General features: G+C 61.0%; 21 protein-coding genes and 3 pseudogenes. 13 read left to right on the forward strand and 11 right to left on the reverse strand.

Annotated elements, in window-relative coordinates; translation table 11 throughout:
* Window positions 1-52: 52 nt before the first annotated feature.
* The 6 genes from C5F71_RS28150 to C5F71_RS28175 all read right to left on the reverse strand — a co-directional run bounded on the left by C5F71_RS28150 (window position 53) and on the right by C5F71_RS28175 (window position 8373).
* A complete protein-coding gene (locus C5F71_RS28150; RefSeq protein ID WP_029291072.1) occupies window positions 53-1795 on the reverse strand; it encodes an acyl-CoA dehydrogenase in 1743 nt (580 codons plus the stop codon).
* A 28-nt stretch (window positions 1796-1823) separates the two neighbouring features.
* Window positions 1824-3065, reverse strand: a complete 1242-nt coding sequence (locus tag C5F71_RS28155; protein ID WP_029291071.1) for a thiolase family protein — start codon at window positions 3063-3065, stop codon at window positions 1824-1826.
* Window positions 3062-4936 carry a feruloyl-CoA synthase gene (locus C5F71_RS28160; RefSeq protein WP_029291068.1) on the reverse strand — a complete coding sequence of 625 codons (1875 nt, stop codon included), beginning with the start codon at window positions 4934-4936 and terminating at the stop codon, window positions 3062-3064. Before C5F71_RS28160 ends, C5F71_RS28155 begins: the two co-directional genes overlap by 4 nt.
* 62 nt (window positions 4937-4998) lie before the next feature.
* Complete coding sequence (locus C5F71_RS28165) at window positions 4999-6447, reverse strand: aldehyde dehydrogenase (RefSeq protein WP_029291065.1); 1449 nt, start codon at window positions 6445-6447, stop codon at window positions 4999-5001.
* Between the two features lie 76 nt (window positions 6448-6523).
* Window positions 6524-7354 carry a p-hydroxycinnamoyl CoA hydratase/lyase gene (locus C5F71_RS28170; RefSeq protein WP_029291063.1) on the reverse strand — a complete coding sequence of 277 codons (831 nt, stop codon included), beginning with the start codon at window positions 7352-7354 and terminating at the stop codon, window positions 6524-6526.
* Between the two features lie 92 nt (window positions 7355-7446).
* The gene (locus C5F71_RS28175; RefSeq protein ID WP_050492688.1) at window positions 7447-8373 is read right to left on the reverse strand and encodes a LysR family transcriptional regulator; all 927 of its coding nucleotides are present in this window, start codon (window positions 8371-8373) and stop codon (window positions 7447-7449) included.
* Window positions 8374-8495: 122 nt separating this feature from the next.
* Here C5F71_RS28175 and C5F71_RS28180 point away from each other — a divergent pair, with 122 nt between their 5' ends.
* The 8 genes from C5F71_RS28180 (at window position 8496) to C5F71_RS28215 (ending at window position 18154) form a co-directional block, all read left to right on the forward strand.
* Complete coding sequence (locus tag C5F71_RS28180; protein ID WP_029291060.1) at window positions 8496-10205, forward strand: dihydroxy-acid dehydratase; 1710 nt, start codon at window positions 8496-8498, stop codon at window positions 10203-10205.
* Entirely contained in the window at window positions 10205-11488 is a 1284-nt protein-coding gene (locus tag C5F71_RS28185) for an aconitase X catalytic domain-containing protein (RefSeq protein WP_029291059.1), read from the forward strand. Before C5F71_RS28180 ends, C5F71_RS28185 begins: the two co-directional genes overlap by 1 nt.
* Window positions 11485-11979 carry an aconitase X swivel domain-containing protein gene (locus tag C5F71_RS28190; RefSeq protein WP_081041716.1) on the forward strand — a complete coding sequence of 165 codons (495 nt, stop codon included), beginning with the start codon at window positions 11485-11487 and terminating at the stop codon, window positions 11977-11979. Before C5F71_RS28185 ends, C5F71_RS28190 begins: the two co-directional genes overlap by 4 nt.
* A 91-nt stretch (window positions 11980-12070) precedes the next feature.
* The gene (locus C5F71_RS28195) at window positions 12071-13348 is read left to right on the forward strand and encodes an FAD-dependent oxidoreductase (protein WP_029291054.1); all 1278 of its coding nucleotides are present in this window, start codon (window positions 12071-12073) and stop codon (window positions 13346-13348) included.
* A 79-nt stretch (window positions 13349-13427) separates the two neighbouring features.
* Window positions 13428-14792 (forward strand): MFS transporter, encoded by a 1365-nt coding sequence (locus C5F71_RS28200; RefSeq protein ID WP_050492687.1) that lies wholly within the window; start codon window positions 13428-13430, stop codon window positions 14790-14792.
* Between the two features lie 127 nt (window positions 14793-14919).
* The gene (locus C5F71_RS28205; RefSeq protein WP_050492686.1) at window positions 14920-16149 is read left to right on the forward strand and encodes an OprD family porin; all 1230 of its coding nucleotides are present in this window, start codon (window positions 14920-14922) and stop codon (window positions 16147-16149) included.
* A gap of 52 nt (window positions 16150-16201) precedes the next feature.
* A complete protein-coding gene (locus C5F71_RS28210) occupies window positions 16202-17566 on the forward strand; it encodes an MFS transporter (protein ID WP_029291047.1) in 1365 nt (454 codons plus the stop codon).
* 99 nt (window positions 17567-17665) lie between these two features.
* Window positions 17666-18154 (forward strand): MarR family winged helix-turn-helix transcriptional regulator, encoded by a 489-nt coding sequence (locus C5F71_RS28215; protein ID WP_029291044.1) that lies wholly within the window; start codon window positions 17666-17668, stop codon window positions 18152-18154.
* Window positions 18155-18175: 21 nt separating this feature from the next.
* Here C5F71_RS28215 and C5F71_RS28220 read toward each other — a convergent pair.
* Both C5F71_RS28220 and C5F71_RS28225 read right to left on the reverse strand, forming a co-directional pair.
* Window positions 18176-18567 (reverse strand): annotated as a pseudogene (locus C5F71_RS28220) (OprD family outer membrane porin); the annotation flags it as partial.
* Window positions 18568-18717 (reverse strand): annotated as a pseudogene (locus tag C5F71_RS28225) (IS5/IS1182 family transposase); the annotation flags it as partial.
* Between the two features lie 59 nt (window positions 18718-18776).
* On the opposite strand from C5F71_RS28225, the gene C5F71_RS29490 reads away from it, so the two are divergent.
* On the forward strand, window positions 18777-18902 hold the full coding sequence (locus C5F71_RS29490) for a hypothetical protein (RefSeq protein WP_256588045.1): 126 nt from the start codon (window positions 18777-18779) through the stop codon (window positions 18900-18902).
* A gap of 47 nt (window positions 18903-18949) precedes the next feature.
* Here the strand turns inward: C5F71_RS29490 and uxuA are convergent.
* Window positions 18950-19487 (reverse strand): annotated as a pseudogene (gene uxuA, locus C5F71_RS28230) (mannonate dehydratase); the annotation flags it as partial.
* Between uxuA and C5F71_RS28235 the strand changes: the two are divergent.
* Window positions 19425-19703, forward strand: a complete 279-nt coding sequence (locus C5F71_RS28235) for a transposase (protein ID WP_081041715.1) — start codon at window positions 19425-19427, stop codon at window positions 19701-19703. The pseudogene uxuA and the gene C5F71_RS28235 sit on opposite strands and share 63 nt — an antisense overlap.
* Window positions 19704-20020: 317 nt before the next feature.
* On the opposite strand, the gene C5F71_RS29795 is transcribed toward C5F71_RS28235, so the two are convergent.
* A complete protein-coding gene (locus C5F71_RS29795) occupies window positions 20021-20524 on the reverse strand; it encodes a winged helix-turn-helix transcriptional regulator (protein ID WP_371923361.1) in 504 nt (167 codons plus the stop codon).
* On the opposite strand from C5F71_RS29795, the gene C5F71_RS28245 reads away from it, so the two are divergent.
* A complete protein-coding gene (locus C5F71_RS28245; RefSeq protein WP_081041713.1) occupies window positions 20504-21367 on the forward strand; it encodes an SDR family oxidoreductase in 864 nt (287 codons plus the stop codon). The genes C5F71_RS29795 and C5F71_RS28245 overlap by 21 nt on opposite strands.
* A gap of 361 nt (window positions 21368-21728) precedes the next feature.
* Here the strand turns inward: C5F71_RS28245 and C5F71_RS28250 are convergent, their stop codons facing one another.
* The gene (locus C5F71_RS28250; RefSeq protein WP_223271424.1) at window positions 21729-22508 is read right to left on the reverse strand and encodes a DMT family transporter; all 780 of its coding nucleotides are present in this window, start codon (window positions 22506-22508) and stop codon (window positions 21729-21731) included.
* Between C5F71_RS28250 and C5F71_RS29495 the strand changes: the two genes are divergently transcribed.
* Both C5F71_RS29495 and C5F71_RS28255 read left to right on the forward strand, forming a co-directional pair.
* A complete protein-coding gene (locus C5F71_RS29495; RefSeq protein WP_223271429.1) occupies window positions 22414-22629 on the forward strand; it encodes a hypothetical protein in 216 nt (71 codons plus the stop codon). The genes C5F71_RS28250 and C5F71_RS29495 overlap by 95 nt on opposite strands.
* A 173-nt stretch (window positions 22630-22802) precedes the next feature.
* On the forward strand, window positions 22803-23420 hold the full coding sequence (locus C5F71_RS28255; protein ID WP_050492684.1) for a TetR/AcrR family transcriptional regulator: 618 nt from the start codon (window positions 22803-22805) through the stop codon (window positions 23418-23420).
* Window positions 23421-23435 lie beyond the last annotated feature (15 nt).

The raw sequence follows: 23435 nt of genomic DNA on the forward strand, positions 1-23435 counted from the left end.
GCAACTTCCAGAAAACGTGGGTTGCCATAGTACCGCAAGCACCTGGGCGCCGTCAGATGAACGCCAGCGCTGCGCGTGCGCCGTCTATGGCGCCCAGGTGCTGCGCCAGCCGGGACGGCAGGTAATCGAAAAAGAACCCGGCGCTTTGCAGCTTGGCGGCACGCAATGGATCCTCTTCAGGCAATGCCCTCGACACCCGCGCCGCGCGCGCCCAGGCAAAGGCCAGCAACGCCACGCCACACAGCTGGAGAAAATCCGGTGCCGCCCGATAGGGGTATTCACTGTCTTCGTGCGCATGTTCACGTATGGCGCTCACCACATTGGCCAGTGAATCGCACAGGCTGCCCAACGCGCGGGCGAACCCTGCGCATTCGCCGTACTGGCCGCCCTGCGCAGCCTCGGCGCGCAGCTCGGCCAGCAGCAGGCCAAAGGCGCGGCCCTCATCCCCCAGCACTTTGCGCAGCAACAAGTCATTGGCCTGGATCTCATTACTGCCCTCGTAGATCATCGCGATGCGACTGTCCCGCAGGGTTTGTTCGATGGCGAACTCAGCGACGTAGCCGTAACCGCCAAACACCTGCAGCGCATTGCTGGCCTGGCGAAAGCCCTGTTCGGTGAAAAACGCCTTGATGATCGGTGTCAGCAACGGCGCCAACTGGGCGGCCGACGGTTCCTGATCATGCTCGGCCTGATCAAGCAGGTGCGCCGCCCAATAGCCAATAGCGCGCATGCCCTCGCTGGTGGTGCGCAGCTCCAGCAACACGCGGCGCATGGCCGGGTGGTAGCGGATTGGATCAGCGGCCTGGGCCACCACTTCTTGCGGCCTTGACGGCGCACGCATTTGCACGCGCTCGGCGGCGTACTGCCGGGCGTTCTGCCAAGCCGCCTCGACATGCCCGAGGCCTTGCAGACCGACATGCAGGCGCGCCGAATTCATCATCACAAACATCGCCGCCAGACCGCGATTGGCGTCGCCGACCAGCCAACCTTGGGCGGCGTCGAACACCAGGGAGCAGGTGGCGCTGCCCTTGATCCCCATCTTGTGTTCGATGCCATCGCACCGCACGCCATTGGCCTGGCCATCGTCGAGTTGCTTGGGCACCAGGAACAGTGAAATGCCACGACTGCCCGGCGGCGCATCGGGCAGGCGCGCCAGCACCAGGTGCAGGATGTTGACCGTGAGGTCGTGCTCGCCGCCTGAAATAAACAGCTTGCTGCCGCTCAAGCGATAACTGCCATCTGCCTGGGGTTCAGCGCGACAGCGCAGCAAACCGACATCGCTGCCGGCCTGGGACTCGGTCAGGCACATGGTGGGCAAGGCCTGGCCACTGACAATGTCGGGCAGGTAGCGCGCCTGCAACCAGGGGGCGGCGTGAGTCTTGAGGCACAGGTAGGCGCCGTGAGCAATGCCGGTGTACATGGCCCAGGCATGGTTGCTGGCGTAGAGCATTTCTTGCAATGCCGCGTCGAGCAGTTGCGGCAAGCCCTGCCCGCCCAGTGCCTCGGTGCAGGCCAGTGCCGGCCAGCCACCCTTGACATAGGCCCGATAGGCCTCGACAAAGCCGTCGGGGGTGCTGACCTGGCCAGCCTGCCAGCGACAGCCCTGGCGATCACCCTGGCTGTTCAACGGCGCCAGCACGCTCTGGCTGAAGCGTGCCGCCTCCTCCAGCACCTGTGCCGCCAGCGGCAGGTCGAGGGCTTCGAACGCCGGGTTGCACTGCCAGGTGCCTGGCGCCTGCAACCAGTGTTCAAGGACAAATTGCATATCGCGCAGCGGCGCCTCATAGCTCCACATCGGGACACCTCATCGACTAAAAAAACCATCAAGCGCGGTAGACAGGATTCTCGATCAGCAACGCCATGCCCTGCCCGCCGCCCACACACGCCGCGGCAATCCCGTAGCGCAGGTTGTGCTGACGCAGTTGTCGAGCCAGGGTCATCACCAGGCGCAGGCCGGTGGCGGCCAGTGGATGCCCCAGCGCCAGCGAACCGCCCTGGACGTTGAGGCGGGTGCTGTCCAGCTCCAGTTCATGGGCCACTGCGAGCACCTGGGCGGCCTGGGCCTCGTTGATCTCGAAGCGGCCAATGTCGCCCAGGTTCAACCCGCTGCGTTGCAGCAGCAGACGGATCGCCGACGCCGGGCCGATGCCCATGAATTCGGGGGCCACACCGACCACCGCGCTGGCCAGCAGCCGGGCCAGGGGCGCACGCGTGCAGGCCGAGGCACGCCCCACCAGCGCCGCCGCTGCGCCATCGACCACTGCGCAACTGTTGCCGGCGGTTTGCACGCCGCCTGGATGCACGGCGCGCAAGCGTGCCAGGGCCGCAAGATCGGTGGGCCGTGGGTGGCTGTCCTCACTGACGGCGCTGGCCCGACGTGCCAGGCTGATGCCTCTGGGCTGATACCCCTCAAGCTCGAACACCTGGTTATCGACCGTCACGATTTCTTCAGCCCACGCGCCATCACGCTGCGCCTGCAAGGCGCGCTGGTGGCTGTCGCAGGCGTGGCGATCCACGGCCTTGCGGCTCAGGCCATAACGGCGCGCCAGGTTGTCGGCGGTGGCGATCATGTCCAGGCCCGGGGCCGGGTCGTACAGGGCCTCCCAAAGAAAATCCTTGAATTGCACCTCGCCACCGAGTCGAAACCCATCACGATGGGTGTAGGCAGCAATCGGGTTGCGCGACATGGATTCACTGGCCACGCACAGGGCCAGCTCCACCTCGTCGCGCACCTGTTCAGCGGCTTGGCGCAACAGCTCGAAACCGGTGGCGCAGATGCGCTGCACCCCCAGTGCCGGGACCGCTTGCGCCACACCGCTGTACAGGCCGATATGCCGTGGCAGCAAGTAGGCATCAAAGCTGGCCTGGGCCATGGAACCGGCCAGTACGCTGTCCACCGACTGTGGGTCGATGCCGGCCCGGGCCAGTACTTCACGGCCAACCTTGATCCCCAAATCGATAGGCGACACCTGGGACAACGCGCCCCCGAGGTCGACCCAAGGGGTGCGCACCGCCGCGAAAATCGCCGCATCGGCAAACGCCGAATACTGCCCGGCGCGGCTCAAGGCTTGGGCCCGGCACGCAGAATCGTGGGCTCCTCACCGCGATACAGCGCCTCGACCTTGGCCGCACGCCATTGCAGCACTGCGCGCTGGTTGATCGAGCCTTTGTCGGTGATTTCGCCACGGTCGATGGACGCCGGCTCGTCGAGCAAGGCAATCCATTCCAGGCGACTGGCATTGCCCGTGGCCTCGCGATTGAGGCGCTGCAACCAGTCGCCGAACCACTGGCGTACCGGCACGCTGCCGAGCACTTCAGCGTCGCTGGCATCGGCGTTCAAACCCGCCAGCCGACGACATTCGTAGAGCCTGGGGAACACCAACGCGCCCAGGCATTCGCGGTCGGGCGCGGCAACCACCAGATCCTGCACATAGGGCGAGCCGTCGAGCACGGCGCGATTGCGCAACGGCCCGACACTGACAAACACCCCGGAGGACAGCTTGAAATCCTCGGCAATTCGCCCGTCGAACATCAGGCCCAATTGCGGCTGCTGGGGGTCAGCGAGCTTGATCGCGTCACCCGAGCAGTAGAAGCCCTGCTCGTCGAACACCTCGGCGGTTTGCTCGGGCGCCCGCCAGTACCCTGGCATGATATGCGGGCCGCGAAAACGCCCTTCGAATTTGCCGTCCACCGGCACCAGGCGCACCTCGCAGCCCGGCGCTGGCAAGCCGATATAACCGGCCATCGACAACGGCCCGGTGGTGAACGTGCAGGACGGTGCGGCTTCGGTCATGCCCAGCCCGGCCATCATGCGGATGCGTTCGCCGCAATGCAGTTCGGCCACACGGTCGAGGCGATCCCAGATACTCTGCGACAAGCCAGCGGCGGCGAAGAAGAACAATTTCATTCGCGCAAAAAACCGTTCGCGCAACTCGGCGTCCTGTTCCAGGGCGTTGACCAACTCTTCCCAGCCCTTGGGCACCGTCAGGTAGGCGGTGGGCGAAATTTCCTTGAGATTGCGCAACGTCTCGGCAATCCCCTGCACAGTGGGTTTGCCATCGTCGAGGTAAAAGGTGCCACCGTTGTAGAGCACGATGCCGACGTTGTGGCTGCCGCCAAACGTGTGGTTCCACGGCAACCAGTCCACCAGCACCGGCGGCTCCTCGCCAAACACCGGAAACGTCTGCAACAGCATTTGCTGGTTGGCGCAGAGCATGCGCTGGGTGGTGACCACCGCCTTGGGTAATTTAGTCGACCCTGAGGTGAAGAGAAACTTGGCGATACTGTCGGGACCGGTGGCGTTGAAAGCCGCTTCGGCCTGCGCGCCAGCGGGCGTTTGCAACAGGCTCGCAAAGCCGACCTGCGTGCGCCCAAGCAACTGGCCGCGCACGCTGATCAGCGGCGTCTCGGCCGGCAACACCGCCTCGATTGCGCGCTGGAAAGCCGTTGCGTCGCTGACAAACACCAACCCCGGTTGCAGCAGGTCGCACACATGCCGCAGCTTGGCAAAATCCTGGGACAACAACGAATAGGCCGGCGACACCGGGCAGTAAGGAATACCGGCGTACATGGCCCCAAGGGCCACCTGCAAATGCTCGATGTCGTTGCCCGACAGCAAGGCCAGCGGCTTGTGCGCCGACAGTCCGTAACTCAGCAAACCCTGGGCAATCGCGCGCACACTGTCGAGCATCTCGCGGTAGCTGACGCGACGCCAATCACCGCCGGCCTGGCGGGCCGCGATAAACGTCTGCTCGGGCCGCACCTGGGCCCAATGCACCAGACGATCGAGCAAGCGCCCCGGCAACTCGGCCAGGGGTTCCAGGGAGCGCATATGCAGCACGCCCTGTTCTTCAGTGACCGACACCGGGGCGTGGCCGATGGAGACCTCGCGGTATCGCGGAGCGGGCTGGGGTTGCGGTCGAAATTCGGAACTCACAAGGATGTCCTCCAGCAAGGCGGATCACTTCCGCCTTGTTATTGTTATGTCGCGGCGGCGGCTCAGATCGGGTAATGCCGTGGCCCGTTCTGCAAGGTCACCCAGCGCAATTGCGTGAAGTGCTCGATCGAGGCTTTGCCGCCAAAGCTGCCGTAGCCGCTGGACTTGACCCCGCCAAACGGCATCTGCGCCTCGTCATGCACGGTCGGGCCGTTGATATGGCAAATGCCCGACTCCACCCGCTGCGCCAGGGCCAGTGCGCGCCCGGTGTCACGGCTGAAGATCGCCGCCGACAGGCCGAACTCCGAGTCGTTGGCCAGGCGCAGCAATGCTTCATCCCCGTCGCCGCGCAGCAGCACCGCCACCGGGCCGAAGGACTCTTCGCGGTACAAGCGCATGTGTTCGGTGACGCCATCGATCAGGGTCGGCTGCAGGATGCTGCCGTCCAGTTGGCCGCCCACTACCAACCGTGCACCCTTGGCCAGGGCATCGTCGATCAAGGCTTTGATGCGCGTACCGGCGCTGGCGTCCACCAGCGAACCGAGTATCGAATCCGCCGCGCCAGGGTCGCCCGCACGCAGGGTCGCTACTTTGGCCGCCAGCTTGGCGGTGAATGCATCGGCGACCTTGGCATCGACAATCAGGCGTTCGGTCGACATGCAAATCTGGCCCTGGTTGAAATACGCACCAAAGGCCGCCGCCGCGACTGCAGCGTCGAGGTCGGCGTCGTCGAGTACCAGCAACGGCGCCTTGCCGCCTAACTCGAGCAGGGCTGGCTTAAGGTGACGTGCCGAGAGTTCGCCGACAATCCGCCCGACATGGGTCGAGCCGGTGAAGTTGACCCGGCGCACGGCCGGGTTGGCGATCAGCCGTTCGACAATCGCCGCTGCATCCGCCGGAGCGTTGCTGATGACGTTGACCACGCCATCGCCCAGACCGGCGTCCTGCAAGACCTGGCCGATCAGGCGGTGCACTGCCGGGCTCAGCTCCGAGGCCTTGAGCACCACGGTATTGCCGCACGCGAGCGGCATGGCAATGGCGCGGGTGGCGAGGATCACCGGGGCATTCCACGGCGCAATGCCCAGCACCACGCCGCAGGGCTGACGCAGGGCCATGGCGAAACTGCCGGGCACATCGGAAGGGATGACATCGCCGGTGATCTGGGTGGTCATCGACGCCGCTTCGCGCAGAATGTTGGCCGCCAGGCGCACGTTAAAGCCATACCAGTTGGCCATGGCGCCGGTCTCGCCGGCGGCCGCGATAAATTCATCGCTGCGCGCCTGTAACTGCTCGGCTGCCTTGAGCAGCCGAGTGCGGCGTTCGTTGGGCGCCAGCGCTGCCCAGGCGGGGAACGCGGCCTGGGCAGCGGCCACGGCGGCGTCGGCATCTTCCAGGGTAGCGGCGGCGACCCGCGAGACCACTTCACCGGTCACCGGGTTGCGACGCTCGAAGGTTCGGCCGTCGCGTGCGGGGCACGACTGGCCGCCGATCAACAGGGGCACGTCCAGCATGGTGATTCCTCTTTATTGTCTTTATCGGGAATACGTTCAAGCAGGGTCCAGCGGCGCGGCCAGGCGGCCGCGCTCTTCAGCGTTTATACGCCTGCAAGCCAGGCTTGATGCTCTTGTCGTCAAGGAACTGCTTCATGCCCTGCTCGCGGCCGCCTTCGGTGTCGAGCAGGCGTGACTGATCGAGCTTGGCGTAGAGGTAATCCTCGTTCTGCTCCCAGGTCAGTTCGCGGCAACGCTTGAAGCCATGCTTGGCGGCACGCAGCACCACCGGGTTTTTCTCCAGCAGATTGCGCGCCAGTTCGATGGTCACTTCGCGCAATTGGGCCAGCGGCACGCTTTCGTTGACCAGGCCCATTTCAGCGGCTTTCTGCCCGCCAAAGGTCTTGCCAGTCATGATGTAGTACAGCGATTGGCGATGGCCCACGGTGTCGGCCATGGCCTTGCTCACCAGGTTACCCGGTGGGATGCCCCAGTTGATTTCCGAGAGGCCGAAGGTCGCCTCATCGGCGCAGATAGCCAAGTCGCACGCCACCAGCGGGCTGAAGCCACCACCGAAGCACCAGCCATTGACCATGGCGATCGTCGGCTTGGCGTACATGCGCAGCAATTTCCACTGCCATTGCGAGGCTTCGCGGCGGATTTTTTCCTGGAGGATTTCCGGGCCGGCATCCACTTCGCGAAAGTATTCCTTGAGGTCCATGCCGGCGGTCCAAGCCTCGCCCGCACCGGTCAGCACCAGCACCCCGGCGTCCGGATCCTGTTCCAGGGTCTCCAGTACGTCGATCATTTCGCGGTTCAGGGTCGGGCTCATGGCATTGCGTTTTTCCGGGCGGTTGAGAATGACCCAGGCGATGCCTTGCTCGATCTCGACCTTGACGGTGGTCCAGCGGCCTTCGTAGTTGCTCATGACGGTTGCTCTCTTATTGTTCGTTTGAAGATGAACAAAAACTAACCGGCAAAAATAGTTATGTCAATTAACTGTTAATTAAATTAAGCAAATTAGATGTGTTCAGCGGGAGAGAAATCACTGAGCAGTTCGATGAATGACTGCCGCAACCAGCGACTGGCCGGGTCGTGATGAAAGCGCGTGTGCCAGTAGAGGTGGATGTCGTAGCCGCAGATATCCCAGGGCAGCGGGACCAGGCGGACATCGGTGATTTCGGCAAAGCGCCGCCCGACGGCCAGGGGTACCGTGGCGATCATGTCGGACTCGGCCACCAGGAACGGCACACCCATGAATCGCGGCAGGCTGAAACGCACCTGTCGCGTGATGCCATGCGTTGCCAGCTGCCGGTCCAGCACACCCATGCCGCGCCCGTCGGCCTGGACCGCGACGTGCACCGCGCTCTGGTATTGCTCGGCACTCATGCTGTCGCCGATGGTTGGGTGATCACGGCGCACGATGCAGACAAACGAGTGGCTGTAGAGCGCCCGATGGCGGATGGAGGTGTTGAGCAGGCGCGGGAAATAACCGATCGCCGCGTCTACCTCGCCAGCATCCAGGCCCTCTTCCAACTGTTCGGAGGACAAGGCCAGGGTGCGAATCCGCAACTGCGGCGCTTCTCGGTCGAGCATGCGCATCAGCCGGGGCAGGAACACCATTTCGCCGATGTCCGACATGCACAGCACCAACTGTCGCTCGGAGTGCTCGGCGACAAACCCGGTGGACGGCAACACTTCGCTGCTGACCATTTCCAGGATCCGCTGCACCGGCTCGGCGATCTGCAGGGCCCTGGCGGTGGGTTGCATGCCACGGGAGGTTCGGATGAACAACGGGTCGTCGAACAACGTGCGCAACTTGGACAAGGCGAAGCTCATGGCCGGCTGGCTGAGCCCCATGAGATCGCCCGCCAGGGTCACGCTTTGCTTTTTGCGCAACGCATCGAAGACTTTCAGCAGATTGAGGTCGACGTCTTTGATATCCATATTTTGGATTTTATCTATAAGTAAAATAAGGTTTTCGGATTCTAGGTCGAAGCCTAGACTCGGCACAAGATCGCTCAAGTGATCAACTGGATTGCCTACTTATAAAAATAACGGAGCGAATCATGCCCAAGACGTTGCGCAGTAATTTCCCCTACGGTTCCTATCTGTGGGCTGTGCGTGCCGCCCAATGGCGTGCCCTGGGGATTGACGAGAGCGAGCTGGAAAAGCCGAAGATCGCGATCGTCAACTCGTCGTCGAACCTGGCGATCTGCTTCAGTCACCTGGATGGCATCGCCGCCAAAATCAAGCAATCGATACGCGATGCCGGCGCCCTGCCCTTCGAAATCCGCACCGCCGCGCCCAGTGACTTCATCACCGGCGCCGGCGCGGGGGGCGCCTATATGCTGGCTGCCCGCGACCTCATCACCAACGATATCGAAGTGGCGGTCGAGGGTGCCCAACTCGATGGCATGATCTGCCTGGCTTCCTGCGACAAAACAGTCCCCGGCCAATTGATGGCCGCCGCCCGGCTGAATATTCCGACGTTGATCGTGGTGTGCGGGTATCAGCCCAGCGGCGAATACAATGGCCAGCACGTCGACATCGAAGATGTGTTCATCAGCTCCATGCACGTGGTCACCGGCAAACTCCCGGTCGAGGAACTGGTCGGCATGGCCCGCAATGCCATCAAGGGGCCGGGCGTCTGCTCGGGCATGGGCACCGCCAATTCCATGCACCTGGTGTGTGAAGCGTTGGGCATGGCCTTGCCCGGCAGTTCCCCCATCGCCGCCAACAGCCCGCAGATGTTCGATTTCGTGCACCAGGCCGGCAGACGCATTGTGGAAATGGTCGAGGAAGATCTCAAACCCCGCGATATCCTGACCCCCGGCGCCTTCGCCAATGCAGTGGCGACCATTCTTGCCGCCGGAGGCTCGGTCAATACCATCAAACACATGCAAGCAGTGGCCGCCGAAGGCGGGATCGACGTGGACGTCTACCAGCTCTTCAGGGAGCTGGGCAAACAAGTGCCGGTGCTGGTCGGCGTGCGGCCCGTGGGCGAACACAGCATCGAGCAAATGGAAGCCGCGGGCGGTGGTCGTGGCCTGCTCAAGCGCCTGGAGCCGCTGCTCCATGGCGATGTGCTGACCGTCACCGGCAAGACCCTGAGGCAAAACCTGGAGGGGGTCACCATCAGCGACGACGAGGTGATCCGCCCGCTGGACAAGCCTTTCGCCACCCTGCCGGCGATCGTGATGCTGCGCGGCAATATCGCGCCCCAGGCCGGCATCATCAAATACGGCATCGACCCGAGCAAGATGCGCCGGTTCAAGGGCCCCGCGATCTGTTTCGAACGCTCCGCCGACGCCATCGAAGCGTTGCAGGACGGGCGCATAAAACCCGGACACGTGGTGGTCATGCGCGGTGCCGGTGTACGCGGTGGCCCGGCCATGGGCGGCGGCGCTTCGAAAGTCGTGTTCGCCATTGACGGGGCCGGGCTGGGCGACCATGTGGCGATGCTGACCGACGGCCATCTCTCGGGGCTGGTCTGCAAAGGCCTGGTGGTGGCCGAGGTGTCCCCGGAGGCCGCCGTCGGGGGTCCGCTGGCGCTGGTGAAAGACGGCGACATCATCGACATCGACCTGGATCTGAACACCCTCGACGCCGCCATCAGCCCCAATGAAATGGATGCGCGCCGGGCCCGCTGGAAACCTTTGGCGCCGCAGTTCGGTGGCGGCTGGCTGGATATCTACCGCAACAACGTGTCCTCCATGGAACACGGCGCGGTGCTGATCAAGCCGCTCGACATCACTGTCTGCGGGGAGCAACCGTAATGAGATTGCGCGACGACGAGAAAGCCATGCTCGCCGGCGATCAAGGCCCGGCGGTGCAAAAAGCCATGGACCTGCTGGTGCGTTATGGGCAGGCCCTGGATGCGCAATGCCTGGTGGATACGCGCAATGTGGCCGGCACCATCGGTGCCACCACGCCCTTTTTGCGCCAGTACGCCGACCGCCAGGGCGGTATGGACGCAGTGTTCAGCGAGTTCAACCTCGACAGCGCCGAGGTGGTCGAGATTCCCAAGGTCAAGGTGTTCAGCAGCCACTTGCAACAGGGCATCGATCCTCGCCACGCCGAACGCCAGGGCATCTCGCAAGACGTGGTGCGCATTTATGAAACAGGCCAGGCCTACAGCAGCAGCCTGGGGGTGCAACCCTTGAACACCTGCACGCCCTACCAGGTCGGAAACGTGCCGGTTAAAGGCGAACACTGCGCGTGGATGGAATCTTCGGCGGTGATCTACATCAACTCGGTGCTCGGCGCCCGCACCAATGCCGAAGGCCGGGAAAGCACCGGCGCGGCCATGCTGACCGGCAAGATTCCGTATTGGGGCCTGCACATCGACGAGAACCGCCGCGGCACCCACCTGATCGAGCTGGCTATCGAGATCAGCACCACGGCCGACTGGGGCTTGCTCGGCTATTGGATCGGTGAGCAGGTGCAGGATCGCATCCCGGTGATCGAGGGCGTGAGCCACCAGCCCAACCTGGCGCGCCTCAAGCACTTCGGCGCGGCGGCGGCTTCCAGTGGCGGCGTGGAGATGTATCACCTGGTCGGGGTGACTCCCGAGGCGAACACCCGCGAACAGGCGCTTGGGGCGGCCCGGCCTTTAGCCACGCTGCGTTTCGGTGAGGCCGAACGGCGCTGGGCCTACGAGCACGTCAACATCACCGGGCGAGATGCCGAAGTCGATTTTGTGATGCTCGGTTGCCCACACTACAGCCTCGAACAGATCTGGGAAGTCTGCCAGTTGCTCGAAGGCCAGCGCCTGAGTCCGAATACCGAACTCTGGGTATTTACCGCCGCCTCGATCAAGCAATTGGCCGACGTCGCCGGCTACACCCGCATCATCGAGCAAGCCGGTGGACATGTGATGACAGACACCTGCTCGGCCATTGGCAAGGTGGTTCCCAAGGGCACCCGGGTGGCGGCAGTCGACTCGGCCAAACAGGCACATTACCTGCCGGCGATCATGGGTATCCAGGCCTGGTTCGGCACCACGGCCGATTGCGTCCAGGCAGCCATTGAAGGGCGCTGGAGAGGAGTATTGAAATGAACGAGACCTTCATGCTCAAAGGCCGCAAAGTCGTCGGCGGCCGTTTCGAAGGCGAAGCCCTGGTGACCCTTGACCGCATCTCGGGCTGGGGCGGCATCGACCCACGCAGCGGCACCGTCATCGAGACCCGCCACGAACTCAAGGGCATCAGTTTCGCCGGCAAAGTCCTGGTATTTCCCGGCGCCAAGGGTTCGTCCGGCTGGTCCTCGCAGTTCCATATCGCGCGCCTTGCCGGTGTGGCGCCCGGTGCCATGTTGTTCAACGAAATGACCGCGAAGATGGGCCTTGGCGCGGTGGTCGTACATGCACCGGCCATCACTGACTTCGATGAAAACCCGCTGTACCGGATCCGTACCGGGGACTGGGTGCGCGTCGATGCCGACGCCGGGACCGTCGAAGTGACCCCGCGTGAACGCCGTACCGATCAGCACGAAACACTACACCCGGTCGACCTCGACCCGGACCTGGACCGAACGCAGGACCAGCCGTAACCCGGATCCGCTTGCCGAAACAACCGTTTCCGTGGCCCAGGCTGACGGGCTCGGGGTCGGCTGCCCTTTTTTACACCTCGAAGGTAGTTTTATGGCTCATGTAATTCGCACGGTACGCCGTACCAGCGCTCCCACCGCCCAACGCCTGCAGGCTGACGTATGTATCGCCGGCGCTGGCATCTCGGGTATTTCCGCCGCTCTGGAAGCCGCTGCGCTCGGCAAGCGCGTGGTGCTGTTCGATGCGTTGCCGATGCTCGGCGGTCAGGCGGTCGGCTCGATCATCGGGACCTTTTGCGGGTTGTTTTCCAACGGCCCGAACCGCCAGCTGCTGACCCACGGCATTGCCGACGGCATTCTGCGCGACCTGGGCGCCTCGGGAGATTTGCACCACACCGTCGGTCCCTTGACCACCGTGGTTTATTACGACGAAGTCGCCCTGGGTCGCTGGATTGGCCAAAAGGTTCTCGACGCCGGCATCACGGTGATCCTCGGTGCGGTGCTGCGCGATGTAGTGCGCGAAGGTCCGCGGGTCCAGGAAGTCGAACTGGCCACCCGCTACGGCGATGTGCGCGTGGCGGCCAACGGCTTTATCGACGCCAGCGGCGATGCGGCGCTGGCCTGGAACGCCGGATTTGCCTGCCGAGAGCCGGACACGCCCATCTACGGCACCCAGATGTTCGTCCTTGAGCATATCGATGAAGCCCACCTGCCCACGCGTGCGCAGTTCACCGAACGGATCAAGCAACAGGCCAAAAGCTACGGTATAGAACGCGACGACGGCCTGTTCTTTCAGTTCCCCGGACGCGGCACGGCAGCGTTCAACATGACTCATATAGAAACGCCCCTGGATCCGATCGCCGCCTCCCACGTCGCGATCGCCGGGCGCCAGCAAGTGGATCAAGTGATCAACTTCCTCCAGTCGGAATACCCCGCGGCCTACGGCAAGGCCAAGGTGCGGGCATACGCACTGCCAGGTATTCGCCAGACCCGCTGGATTGTCGGTCATCATCACCTGACCACCGACGAAGTGCGCGCTGCGACGATGTTCCCGGACGCGGTAGCGCGCACCTCCTGGCCGGTGGAATTGCATGGCAACACCAGCGGCTATCAATGGGAACCCTTTGATGACGATCACATCCACAGTGTTCCGCTGCGTAGCATGCTGCCCGAGGGCAGCGATAACCTGGTGGTTGCCGGTCGCTGCATCGACGCCGATGCGGCCGCGCTGTCGAGTGTCCGCGTTATGGGCCCCTGTATCGCCATGGGCGCCGCTGCGGCCCATGCGCTGGACCTCGCCGGCCCCGGCGGCAGGGTGAGTGACATACCGTCCCAAGCGTTGCGCGAGCGGCTGGCGTTCAACCTGGAATAGGTTTCAAGCGGTTTGACGCGCCCACCGTGCAGACGGGGGCGCCACTCCAACAACAATAAGAATGCAGTGGAGAACGTACATGTCACAGTCCCGCACCCTGGATGTGGCGGCGCTCATAGAGGGCCGCAAACTGTCGCGCTTCAACTATGTGGTGATTCTGGTCTCGGTCCTGATCACCTTCCTCGATGGCTTCGATCTGCTGGTGCTGTCGCACACCGCTTCCTATATTGCCGACGAAGTCGGCCTGGACAAGATCCAGCTGGGCGAGATTTTCTCCATCGGCCTGCTGGGGATGATGCTCGGCGGATTCTTCTTCGGCTACCTGGGTGACCGCATCGGCCGACGCCCCACCATTATTTTTTCGACCTGCTCATTTGGTCTATTGACCTTGCTGTTTGCCGTGGCCAACAGCTATGAATCGCTGATGGTCCTGCGCTTTTTCAACGGCTTTGCGCTGGGCGCCATGCTGCCGTTGTGCTGGGCCTTGAACATCGAGTTCGTACCCAAGCGTTATCGCTCTACGGTGGTGACCATCATCATGGTCGGATTCAGTCTCGGCAGCGCGATGGCCGGCCCCCTGACCGTCTGGCTGGCGCCGCATATCGGCTGGCAGGGGGTGTTCGTGTTCGGCGGCGCGCTGACCATGGTAGCGAGCGTGTTGCTGTTTTTCACCCTGCCCGAATCGGTGCGTTTTCTGGCTAGCAAGCGCAAAGACCCGAGTAAAATCGCGGCGATTCTCAAGCGCATGGACCCAAGCCTGGATCTGCGGCCTGGCGACCGATTCGTCCTGCTGGACGAGCCGGATATCGGCGGCAAGGAATTTCGCGTCAGCCAGCTGTTCATCGGCCGCTTGAAATGGCTCACGCCGATGATCTGGCTGGGTTACTCCGCCAGTTCCATGGCCATGTACTTCCTCGCCTCCTGGAGCCCATTGGTTTATCAGTACGCAGGATTTGATCGTGCGACCGCTTCGTGGGTCAGCTCCATTGCCTCGTTCAGCGGCGCGATGGCGGGCTTGGCGATGATGCGATTCGTCGATACTCGCGGGCCCTACATGGTGATGATCTACCCGCTTTTGGCGTTGCCTTTCTTGCTGGTATTGGGCATCACCGGCATGCAGGGCACCGCGTTTCTCATGCTGAGCCTGATCGGCGCCGTGTTCGTCAAAGGCTCCCACTACGGCATCCTCAGCATTGCCGGGGTCTTCTACCCCAGCGCCATCCGCGCCAATGGCGCTGGCTGGGCCACATCCATCGCCAAGATCGGCTCGATCCTCGGCCCATTGCTGGGTGCATACGTACTCAACAGCGGCATGCCCGTGGTCAAGAGCTTCCTGGTCCTGGCTGCCTGCCCGGCCATACTGGCCGCCTGCGCATTCGCCATCGGGCATCTGACCCGTCACGACCTTGCAGAGAAACCTCTGCCCTCACCTGTACAAACGTGACCGGCATCCTCTGATCCGCAGCACCTGACCCACACAGGCCAACACAGGCCACACCGCGTCGTCACCGACGCGGTCAGGAAAAACTCGTCCTGAATAATCTTCATCCTTATCCTGAGACCAATAAAAAATGAACAGGAAGCTACCCTTCGTCACCGCACTGCTGCTCTGCTGCCACTTCGCCAGCGCCCAGGCAGACTTCCTCAAGGACAGCAGCGCGACGTTGACCACGCGCAACTTTTATTTGAATCGAGACTTCCGCCAGAGTGGCGCGCCACAGGCCAAGGCCGAGGAATGGACTCAGGGTTTCTTCGCCGAACTTCAATCTGGCTACACCGAAGGCACCGTTGGATTCGGCCTCGACGCCCTGGCTGAACTGGGCATCAAGCTCGATTCCGGCGCGGGTCGACGCGGCACCGGGCTGTTGCCCTATGGGCCCGACAGCAACCAGCCGGTGGATGATTACAGCGAACTGGGACTGACCGCAAAAATGCGCCTGTCGCAGTCCCAGCTCAATGTGGGCACCTTGATGCCGATCCATCCGCTGGCGTATTACAGCGATACCCGCTTGCTGCCCTCGACGTTCACCGGTGCTTACCTGACGTCGAGCGAAATCGACAACCTGACCGTCACCGCAGCGAGACTGACCGAAGCCAATGGCCGTGATTCATCCAGCAATGACGACATCAGCTACGCCGGCCAGGGCAGCGATCATCTGGACTTGCTCGGCGGCGACTACGCGATTGGCAAGAACCTGACCCTGCGCTACCACCAAGGTGAGCTGCAGGACATTTACCGCCAGCAGTTCGCCGGGCTGGTTCATGTATTGCCCTTGGGACAAGGCCTGAGCCTGCGTTCGGACCTGCGCTATTTCGACAGCACTGACATCGGCACCGGTAAGGCCGGGAAGATCGACAACCGCAACTTCAACGGCATACTCACCCTGACCGTCGGGGCCCAGCGATTCTCCGCCGCGTTCCAGCGCCTGTCGGGTGACAGCGTCTTTCCGGTGATCGACACCGGCACTCCTTTCGTGGCGAACCTTGTCACCTACAACACCTTTACCAAAGCCAACGAGAAGTCCTGGCAACTGCGTTACGAATATGACTTCGCCGCGCTCGGCGTACCCGGCCTGACATTCATGACGCGCTATGTGAAAGGCAGCGATATCCGCACCAGTACGGTCAGCGACGGCAGTGAGTGGGAACGCGATACCGACCTGACCTACGTGATCCAGAGCGGAACGCTGGAGGGGCTGAACCTGCGCTGGCGCAACGTCACTTATCGATCCGGCGATGGCCTGACCCAGCAGCTCGATGAGAACCGCCTGATCGTCGCTTACAGCTGGAAATTGTGGTGAGCCCGGCACGCCGGGACCTGTCCGCTTACCTCTTATTGTGTGGAGAATACCCATGATTGCGTCACGCGCCATCGATGTCGCCGCCTTGATAGAGGGGCGCAAACTGTCGAGCTTCAACTACGTGATCATCTGCGTGTCCGTGCTGATCACCTTTCTCGACGGGTTTGACCTGCTGATGCTGTCCCATACCGCCGCCTATATGGCCGACGAGATCGGACTGAGCAAGTTGCAGCTGGGCAATATTTTTTCAATTGGCTTGTTCGGCATGATGTTGGGTGGATTCTTTTTCGGTTACCTCGGTGACCGGATCGGCCGCCGTCCGACCATCATCCTGTCCACCGCCGCCTTCGGCCTGATGACCTTGCTGTTTACCCTCGCCGACAGCTACACCTCGTTGCTGGTGTTGCGATTTCTCAACGGCTTCGCCCTGGGTGCCATGCTGCCGCTGTGCTGGGCCTTGAATATCGAGTTTGTGCCCAAGCGCTACCGCGCAAGCGTGATCACTATCATCATGGTCGGTTTCAGCCTCGGCGGCGCCGTCGCCGGCCCCTTGACCGTATGGATCGCGCCTCACTATGGCTGGGCCAGCGTGTTCGCCCTGGGCGGCATCGCGACCTTGCTCTCCAGCGTGCTGTTGTTTTTCACCCTGCCGGAATCGGTACGGTTTCTGGTCAGCAAGCACAAGCATCCAGAAGCCGTGGAGCGGATCCTCAAGCGTCTGGATCCGGGCATAGAGATACGCCCCGGGGACCGGTACTTTCTTGCCGATGAAATCGATATCGGCGACCAGCCATTTCGCGTCGGACAGCTGTTCATCGGCAAACTCAAATGGATCACCCCCATGATCTGGATCGGCTTCGGCGCCAGTTCCATGGCCATGTACTTTCTCGCGTCGTGGAGCCCGCTGGTTTACCAGTATGCGGGCTTCGACCGGGCGACCGCCTCCTGGGTGAGCTCCTTCGCCTCGTTCAGTGGAGCCATGGCCGGGCTGATACTGATGCGCGTTGTCGACACCCGGGGGCCTTATGCGGTGATGATCTATCCGCTATTGTCGCTCCCCTTCCTGCTGGCCCTGGGTATCGGCGACCTACAGGGCAACGCCTTCATTGTGCTGAGCCTGATCGGGGCGATTTTTGTCAAGGGCAGCCACTATGGCATCACCAGCATCGCCGGGATTTTCTATCCCAGCGCCATTCGCGGCAACGGCGCGGGGTGGGCGGCCTCGATGGGCAAGATCGGTTCGGTGTGCGGACCATTACTCGGCGCCTATGTGCTCAACAGCGGCATGCCCGTGGTGAAGAGCTTCGCGATTTTAGCCCTATGCCCTGCAGTACTTGGGGTGTGTGCCTATACCATGGCGCGTATCGATAGACGCTCGACCGTGGAAGCCGAGCATTTGAGCCCCTCGCCACCCTAGAGATTAGACACGGCCGGGAGGTGATGGTAGCCATCGGCCGATAACCTCGGCAAACTAGATAGCTTTCTTAACTTCATTTGCGCAAGGACTCCACTTTCAATGGCCAAGCCGTCCAACATCGCCGACGTGAGTGAGGTGCTTTCCGAGGGCAGCGAGGTGCAGGCGCCGCTGGATTCGGCCCTGGACGAGCTGATCGGTTATGCCATGCGTCGCGCCCAGCTCAAGCTGTTCCAGAACCTGATCGGTCGGCTCTCGGCCCACGACCTGCGCCCTGCGCAATTCTCGGCCCTGGCGATCATCGACCAGAACCCCGGCCTGATGCAGGCCGATCTGGCCCGGGCCCTGGCCATCGAGCCACCCCAGGTGGTGCCGTTGCTGAACAAGCTGGAAAGCCGCGCCCTGGCGGTACGGGTGCGCTGCAAGCCGGACAAGCGCTCTTATGGGATCTTCCTCAGCAAGACCGGCGAGACCCTACTCAAGAAGCTCAAGGAAATCGCCGCACAGAGCGACCTCGACTCCACTGCCGCCTTGGACGGTCGGGAACGTGAAGAACTGCTGCGCTTGCTGAAGAAGGTGTATCAGGACTGACAGCCGCTCATAGAGCGGCGCTTACCAGATCGGCAAGGTGTAGAGCACCAGGAAGCGGGTCTGGTTTTCATCGCGAAAGGCTGCGCCGCCAGCTCCATCTGGAACTCGCGTTCCTTGCGATCTTTGGCATTGAAGGCCGCCAGCTCGATATTGTCGCCGCGTACATAACGCAACCGGCTCTTGAAGCCTGGCACGCCGGCCGCCGCGAAGTCGTAGTCGTAGATCGCTTGCCAGGTGCGTTCCTTGGCATTGAGAAAGTCCGAACTCATGGTCAGTTCGCTCATGCCCATCAATTCGGTCCCGGATATGTACGGCGTCGCCGTGTCCCCCGTGGAATGCATGTAACCCAAGCTGAAACGATGCCCACCCAGGCGGTAGCCGAACAGTGCCGAGAGATTACGGTTGTCGACCTGCCGTCGCAGGTTCTGCGCCGCACCTGCCAGCGTGAATTCACCCGTCGCGCCACTCATGCCTCGTAGCGGCATACGATCCAATTTCAGGATGCGCTTGAAGTGGACAAACAACATTTCGACCTTTTTACGTTCGTGGCGAGAGCTCCGATATGCCGGCGTTCTTGAGGCGCCTCTGCCGATCTGCGATCACTCAAAATAGGCCCGTGTTTATGATTACCGTCGACGCCAGCGACCTCACTCGCCTGGCCTTGCAAGAAGCCGGAGCGACGGCCGTATTGACCAAGCCAATCAACGTACCGGCATTGGAGCCGGAAAAAATCATCGCCGCCCGGTAGGACGGGCAGTAAACGCTCGCGCTTACCGCCCGTTCAGGCCTGAGCGATCAGTTCAACTGTTGCCGCATGGCCAACTCGACGCCGCGAATCTCTGCCAGCCCCTTGAGGCCACCGATCAGCGAATAGCCCGGGTTGCTTTTACGGTGCTGGTCGTCGAGCAGTTGATTGCCCATGGTCAGGACGCAACGGCAAGCGTGGGGCCCCTTCACGTTCCCGCCTGCGCTCTTCCGCCACCAGGGCACCAATGACCCCGACCATGTCGACATCGCCCCCCAGATGATGAGCTTCGTGGAAGCTGCGCGGGTCGGCCTCACGGCGGGTTGAGCGCAGGTGTGTGAAGTAGATGAACGGCGCGAAGTGCTTGGCCATCGCCACCAGGTCATTGTCTTCACGCACGCCATAAGAGCCGGTGCAGAACGTCAGGCCATTGGCGGCGCTGGGGGCAGCGTCCAGCAACCACTGGGCATCTTCGGCGGTAGACAGGATGCGCGGCAAGCCAAGCAGCGCACGGGGTGGATCGCCATGCGTACGCCCACCTCGATATTTGGCAATGCCCGCTACGGCATGCAGTCGGTGATTCCTCAGCGCAAGATGCATAATAAACCCGGTCCAGGCATACCTCGGCTGTGTGAGGGGCCTCAGTACAAAAAACGTAACGCTATTGAGCAATTGTTCAGTTTGCTCAAGGAAGAACGTCGGATCTGTACGCGCTACGCCGAACTGGCCAGCAGCGTTAAGGTCATGGTCACACTGGCCTGCATCGAAAGATGTTTGTGGGCCGGCTCTTCAGACAAGCCCTAGACTTTTGCCTTGACGTATTGCTAAGGCTGTCCGGCCTCCGCCTCCACAAGACAGATATACGGATCTGCAGGAGAACCCCACCTGAGCTCGTCCAAAAAGGGATTCTGGGTGTAGATATTGACAAATGCCCTGGTGCGCTAGGACCTAGCCATAGTGGCACTTACACCGCCCCATATTTTGAATAATGAGTGAATCCGGCCAACCGGATTATACATGAACAACGATAGCGTTTAGGCCGAGCCCTGTTCGCGAACAGTTTAAGGGGCAGAGCAAACGCTGAGATCCAAAGAAGTCACGACGGCCACTATATTTGCCTATCACCTCTTCAGCGACCGCCTTGGTATCGCCGTCTCAGTATCAGCAGGCGCGTGCTCAGGATCATTTTCGAGAGAAATTTCATCCGGAACCAAGTCCCCCCACCTGCGCATTGCCTCTAACACGTCACGTAACTCTTGCCCCAGAGGAGTGAGCTCATACATGACCCGAGGAGGCGTTTCTGCGTATGCAGTACGTGTAACTAATTTGTGGCGTTCGAAGCCTTTTAAACGGTGCGTCAATGTATGAGCGCTAATACCCGGCAAAGCTTGTTTTAGTTGGGTAAAACGCAATGGTCCGCCCAGTAACTCTCTCACGATCAAGGTGGCCCATGGCCCCTCAAGCAGGGCAAGAAAACGAGCGACACCACAGCAAGGACTATTTTTTTGCTTCATGCTAAAGAATCTTCCAATAGTGCATTTGACGTAACCAACCGTGGTAATAGATCTTGGTTTCTCGCTATCAAATCGCAACGAGGTAAGTAAATGAGTCGCTATATTGTCCATGGCGCCAACGGAGCACAAGGTGCCCCGCTTCTAAAACGCCTGATTCATTCCGGCCATAATGCGATAGCTGCTGCTCGCAACACGGACTCTGTCAAAGGTATGCCTTGCGTTAAGGTTGACAATACATCGGTAGCCTCGCTAATTGTGGCTTACAAAGAGGCCAAGGGTGTTTTCATTCATCTGCCTGTAGCGGCTGAGGCAGAACGCTTCATTCATGCACAAAATATTGCAGAAGCGATCAAACAAACTAAGCCTGACAGAGTAATCATCTCAACCAGTGGCTGGGTAGTGGATAACCCTGCCTCCCCGCTACAAAATCCACCGAGCAGTGCTATCGCGGAACTGATTCGAGGTGTACAAGAATCAGGTGTGTCATTTGCAGTAGTGGCGCCACGATTATTTTTTGAGAATCTACTCAATCCTCTCGTCTTGGATGCTGTTAAATCAGAAGGCGTTCTTCGATACCCCATCCGAGCGGACTACCCTGTGTCCTGGTGTTCACATCTGGATGTTGCTGAGGTCGCGGAAAAACTGTTCACCGACACCACGGTTACAGGCTTGGTCGGTGTAGGTCAATCGCCAGCGATCACTGGAGAACAGCTCGCTGAAGGCTTCGAACGGTACCTGAAACGTCCGGTAGCGTTCAGCAGCGTGGAGCCGCAGGCCTTCGGCGACATGATTGCGCCCCTGTTCGGAGCAGATGCTGCAGCTGGAGTTGTTGCCGCCTATGTAGCTCAAGCAAATGCTTCTGCGAATGCCATTACAGGTAATACCAGCGCTCAACTTCAATTGGCCTTAACACCTCGCACGGTGGATCAGTGGCTAGCCGAAATCTCTGCTTGACTGCCACTCTTTTGAAGCGCCAGGGCGGTAATACGCCCTGGTTAAGCGATTGGCTAGTCCCGCAGTACTGCCTTGGTACCAAAATACTGAGCGGCGTTGGGGTTTTCTGGCTGCTGAGAAGCCTTAGCGCTTTCCGATCCCGCCCCCATTAATCATATCGCTTGTTACCGCCCCATTTAAATCTAAAGAATTTCTTTTCTTGCCAAAGCAGGAAAAGGCTTAATTCTGGACTTGTCTTTGAAGGGCATCAAGGGCCAAGAGAATGATCCAACCTCATGAGCTCGGCCCATAGCCAATCGAACAACTACTCATCAGGTTAAAAGCAGCAGTGATTTTCCTCAGCATCGTCATCCGGTGACAACTAGCCGTGCTGTTTGCCGCTCAGCACCAACGCAATCCCCCCCAGCACAGCGACGGATGCCAACACCATCCTTACGCTTAGGCTTTCCCCCAGAAAAATGATACCAGCCAGCGAAGCCAGGATGGGCACGCTCAATTGCACCGTCGCGGCTTGAAGCGCTGCAAGATTACGCACCGCGACGTACCAGACCGCGTAGCCCACGCCCGACGCCAGCGCGCCGGAAAGAACCGCATAAAATATCCCCAGCAGATCCCAACGCAGCGCTGAGAGAAACGGCAAACTTGCAATCAAGACCAGGGGAATCGAGCGCAGGAAATTGCCGGCTGTGGTTGCCAGCGGATCGGCGACAGTTTTGCCAAGCAGTGAATAGATCCCCCATGCCACCCCCGATAACAGCATCGTGAGTGCGCTAACGGGGTCAGGGGCGGCTGCGCCTGGAAGCAGCAGACAGACCAAGCCAGCAATTGCCAATACAAACCCAACGATTGCCCGCGTGTGCATCCGCTCGCCTTTGAACATGCCGTACAGAACCATGCTCAGCTGAACCGCGCCAAACAGCAGCAATGCCCCCGTCCCGGTCTCCAAATGACGGTACGCGAAGGAAAAAGCGAAGACGTAAACGAACAAGGCAGCGGCCCCCTGCCAACTGCCTTTGCCTATGGTTGAGGTCCGCCTCAAGGCACACATGAGCCATAACACCAAGGCCCCGCTGGCCAGTCGGACAACGCTGAAACTCGCAGCATCAATGTCGGTGTGCTTAAGCGCCAGGCGGCACAGCAAGGAGTTCGCGGCAAAGGCGAGCATGGCGAAACAGATCATCGCGATCAATGTTGCCGAGGCTGAAGAGCTGGAAGCCTTCGTTACGGGGTTGCTTATTGTCATGGTCGATCCCAATGCCTAGGCAGGCTCTCAGAACTCTTGACGCCACCGCGCCCTTAAAAACACGTTAAACGCCTCTGTACCGATCGGTCAATACAGCTATCTTCCTGCGACTATGGGATGAGCTTCTCCCGTCTGTATCCTTCAACGCGTACGCATGGGTATGATTGACGCTCAACCGCTTGGAATTGACCCATGGGAAAAAAGAACGCCGTCGTCGCTGCCGAACCTGCTGAAACAAGCACTAAAGAGCGGATACTGAAGATCGCTGCGCAGCTGTTCTCGACGCGCGGGTTTCACGCGACCGGCATGGCTGAGTTGGAAAAAGCCACTGGCCTGGCTCGAGGCGCGCTGTATTACCACATTGGCAGCAAGGAAGAGTTACTGTTCGAAATCACCAGCCGGTATTTGCGGGTGCTCATCGCAGAAGGTACGCCCCTGTGCGAGAGCGACCAGCCTGCAGAAGATAAATTTCGCCAATTCTCGGCCATCGTGATGCGCACGATTGTCACCCACCTGGCCGAAATGACGGTGTGTTTTCGAGAAGTGTATTCCGTCATTGGCGAGCGCCAGACCGAGTTACTCGACCTGCACCGCCAATATGAAAAGCTCTGGTCGCAAATCCTCAAGGCTGGCGTGAGCGAGGGGACCTTCCGTACATCTGACTCGTTGTCGGTGAAGGCTATTCTTGGCATCCACCACTACAGCTATCTGTGGATCAAGCCCGGTGGCCCGCGCTCTCCGGAATCCATCGCGACGTTCTTTTGCGACACCCTCCTGCCCGGACTGAAGGTTGAGCCACGCCTGGCTTGACTATGATCAGCGGCG

This window comes from Pseudomonas sp. LG1D9 (assembly GCF_002949995.1).
GTDB lineage: Bacteria > Pseudomonadota > Gammaproteobacteria > Pseudomonadales > Pseudomonadaceae > Aquipseudomonas > Aquipseudomonas proteolytica.

What these genes read in the sequence shown, in the direction of transcription:
- C5F71_RS28150 (WP_029291072.1), bottom strand. Translation starts at nt 1,795, where the DNA reads ATGTGGAGCTATGAGGCGCCGCTGCGCGATATGCAATTTGTCCTTGAA.
- C5F71_RS28165 (WP_029291065.1), bottom strand. Translation starts at nt 6,447, where the DNA reads ATGCTGGACGTGCCCCTGTTGATCGGCGGCCAGTCGTGCCCCGCACGC.
- C5F71_RS28170 (WP_029291063.1), bottom strand. Translation starts at nt 7,354, where the DNA reads ATGAGCAACTACGAAGGCCGCTGGACCACCGTCAAGGTCGAGATCGAG.
- C5F71_RS28175 (WP_050492688.1), bottom strand. Translation starts at nt 8,373, where the DNA reads ATGGATATCAAAGACGTCGACCTCAATCTGCTGAAAGTCTTCGATGCG.
- C5F71_RS28180 (WP_029291060.1), top strand. Translation starts at nt 8,496, where the DNA reads ATGCCCAAGACGTTGCGCAGTAATTTCCCCTACGGTTCCTATCTGTGG.
- C5F71_RS28185 (WP_029291059.1), top strand. Translation starts at nt 10,205, where the DNA reads ATGAGATTGCGCGACGACGAGAAAGCCATGCTCGCCGGCGATCAAGGC.
- C5F71_RS28190 (WP_081041716.1), top strand. Translation starts at nt 11,485, where the DNA reads ATGAACGAGACCTTCATGCTCAAAGGCCGCAAAGTCGTCGGCGGCCGT.
- C5F71_RS28195 (WP_029291054.1), top strand. Translation starts at nt 12,071, where the DNA reads ATGGCTCATGTAATTCGCACGGTACGCCGTACCAGCGCTCCCACCGCC.
- C5F71_RS28200 (WP_050492687.1), top strand. Translation starts at nt 13,428, where the DNA reads ATGTCACAGTCCCGCACCCTGGATGTGGCGGCGCTCATAGAGGGCCGC.
- C5F71_RS28205 (WP_050492686.1), top strand. Translation starts at nt 14,920, where the DNA reads ATGAACAGGAAGCTACCCTTCGTCACCGCACTGCTGCTCTGCTGCCAC.
- C5F71_RS28210 (WP_029291047.1), top strand. Translation starts at nt 16,202, where the DNA reads ATGATTGCGTCACGCGCCATCGATGTCGCCGCCTTGATAGAGGGGCGC.
- C5F71_RS28215 (WP_029291044.1), top strand. Translation starts at nt 17,666, where the DNA reads ATGGCCAAGCCGTCCAACATCGCCGACGTGAGTGAGGTGCTTTCCGAG.
- C5F71_RS29490 (WP_256588045.1), top strand. Translation starts at nt 18,777, where the DNA reads ATGATTACCGTCGACGCCAGCGACCTCACTCGCCTGGCCTTGCAAGAA.
- C5F71_RS28235 (WP_081041715.1), top strand. Translation starts at nt 19,425, where the DNA reads ATGCGTACGCCCACCTCGATATTTGGCAATGCCCGCTACGGCATGCAG.
- C5F71_RS28245 (WP_081041713.1), top strand. Translation starts at nt 20,504, where the DNA reads ATGAGTCGCTATATTGTCCATGGCGCCAACGGAGCACAAGGTGCCCCG.
- C5F71_RS29795 (WP_371923361.1), bottom strand. Translation starts at nt 20,524, where the DNA reads ATGGACAATATAGCGACTCATTTACTTACCTCGTTGCGATTTGATAGC.
- C5F71_RS29495 (WP_223271429.1), top strand. Translation starts at nt 22,414, where the DNA reads ATGAGCCATAACACCAAGGCCCCGCTGGCCAGTCGGACAACGCTGAAA.
- C5F71_RS28255 (WP_050492684.1), top strand. Translation starts at nt 22,803, where the DNA reads ATGGGAAAAAAGAACGCCGTCGTCGCTGCCGAACCTGCTGAAACAAGC.